Annotated in this window: 1 protein-coding gene; it reads left to right on the top strand. The window is 72.7% G+C overall.

The features are described from left to right. Nucleotides 1-2,365: beta-ketoacyl synthase N-terminal-like domain-containing protein (locus ACH4F2_RS35690; RefSeq protein WP_398136778.1), on the top strand; the 2,365-nt coding region annotated here is incomplete at both ends.

Genomic DNA, 2,365 nt, shown 5'->3' with positions numbered 1-2,365 from the left:
CCTACCTCGACACCCTCGCCACCCACCGACACGCCCAACACCTCCCCGCCACCTCCATCGCCTGGGGCTTCTGGGAACACCGCAGCGAACTGACCGAGCGGCTCTCCGACGACGACCTGGCGCGGGCCCACGCGCTGCCGTTGTCCACCGCCGAGGCGCTGGAACTGTTCGACGCCGCCCTGGCCTCCGGCGAGCCGAGTGTGGTCGCGGCACCGCTCGCACCGGCGGCATGGGCCGGCGCCCACACGGTGCCCCCGATGCTGCGCGACCTGCTCCGGACGCCGCTGCGGCGTGCTGCCGACTCCTCCGGTACCGGTGACGGCCATGACACCACCGCTCTCGGCCGACGGCTGGCCGAGGTGGACTCCGCCCAGCGGGACGAGGTGGTGATGGATCTCGTCCGACACCATGTCGCGGCGGTGCTCCGCCACGCGTCGGGGGACACGGTGGACACCACGCGGACGTTCCAGGAGATCGGTTTCGACTCGCTGACCGCGGTGGAACTGCGCAACCGCATCAGCGCCGCCACCGGCGTACGGCTGCCCGCGACCGCGATCTTCGACTACCCGACACCGCAGGTGCTGGCCGGGCATCTGCTGGCCGAGGTGCTCGGAGCGGACGGGAGCGTGGACGCGGCCTCGCCGGCCCCGGGCGTGGGGGTGGCGGACGATCCCATCGTGATCGTCGGGATGAGCTGCCGCTACCCGGGCGGGGTGGCCTCTCCGGAGCAGTTGTGGGACCTGGTGCGGTCCGGCGGTGACGCGATCTCCGGTCTGCCGGGCGACCGAGGCTGGGACCTGGACGGTCTCTACGATCCCGACCCCGATGCCTCCGGCAGGTCGTACGCGCGAGACGGCGGGTTCCTGCACGACGCGACGGAGTTCGATGCCGGGTTCTTCGGGATCTCGCCGCGTGAGGCGGCGGCGATGGACCCGCAGCAGCGACTGCTGCTGGAGGCGTCCTGGGAGGCCTTCGAACGGGCCGGCATCGCCCCCGGCTCCGTGCAGGGCAGCAGGACGGGTGTCTTCACGGGCGTGATGCACCACGACTACCTCACCCGTCTGTCGACGCCGCCGGAGGGGACCGAGGGTTATCTGGGCACGGGCGCCGCGGCGAGCGTCGCATCGGGGCGCGTGGCCTACACGTTCGGTCTGGAGGGTCCGGCGGTGACGGTGGACACGGCGTGTTCGTCGTCGCTCGTCGCCCTGCACCTCGCCGTCCAGGCACTGCGCCTCGGGGAGTGCTCGCTGGCCCTGGCCGGCGGTGTGACCGTGATGTCGACCCCTACCGTCTTCGTGGAGTTCTCGCGCCAGCGGGGCCTGTCCCGGGACGGCCGGTGCAAGGCGTTCGCCGGAGCCGCGGACGGCACGGGTTTCTCCGAGGGTGTCGGCATGCTGCTGGTGGAGCGGCTGTCCGACGCGCGTCGCAACGGACATCAGGTGCTGGCCGTGGTCCGGGGCTCCGCCGTCAACCAGGACGGCGCCTCCAACGGCCTCACCGCACCCAACGGACCCTCCCAGCAGCGCGTCATCCGCCAGGCTTTGGCAACCGCCGGCCTCACTCCGCAGGACGTCGACGCGGTGGAAGCCCACGGCACGGGCACGACGCTGGGCGACCCGATCGAGGCGCAGGCGCTCCTCGCCACCTACGGCCAGGACCGCGACACCGGCCGGCCCCTCCTCCTCGGCTCACTCAAGTCCAACATCGGCCACACCCAGGCCGCCGCCGGCGTCGCCGGGGTCATCAAGATGGTCATGGCGATGCGCCACGGCGTACTGCCGCAGACCCTCCACGTCGACGAGCCCACCCCGCACGTCGACTGGTCGGCGGGCTCGGTCGAACTGCTCACCGAGCGGACCGACTGGCCCGAGACGGCAGCCCCACGCCGCGCCGGTGTCTCCTCGTTCGGCGTCAGCGGCACCAACGCCCACGTCATCCTCGAACAGGCACCCGAGGTGGCACAGCCGGCACCGGAGTCCGAGGCGCCAGCCGAGACAGGCGCGGTGGTTCCGTGGTTCATCTCGGGCCGGGACCGGCGGGCCCTGCGTGCGCAGGCGGAGCGGCTGCTCGGCTGGGCGGCCGAGGACGGCACCGGTCAACCACCGGTCGAGGACGTCGCGTTCTCCCTGCTGACGGGGCGGACCGCGCTGGAACACCGTGCGGTCGTCCTCGGCGGTGAGCGTGCCGAGCTGCTTGCGGGGCTGGCCGCAGTGGCGCGGGACGAGCCCGCTCCGGGCGTCGTCACCGCGGCGGCGATGTCAGGCCGGAAGGTGGTGTTCGTGTTCCCGGGTCAGGGGTCGCAGTGGACCGGCATGGCCCTCGAACTCCTCGACACCAACCCCGTCTTCGCCGACCGCATGCGCGC

This window comes from Streptomyces sp. NPDC017890 (genome assembly GCF_044328675.1).
Lineage (GTDB): Bacteria > Actinomycetota > Actinomycetes > Streptomycetales > Streptomycetaceae > Streptomyces.
The sequence above is the reverse complement of the archived record's forward strand: the minus strand, read 5'-3'. Positions and strand labels throughout refer to the sequence as shown.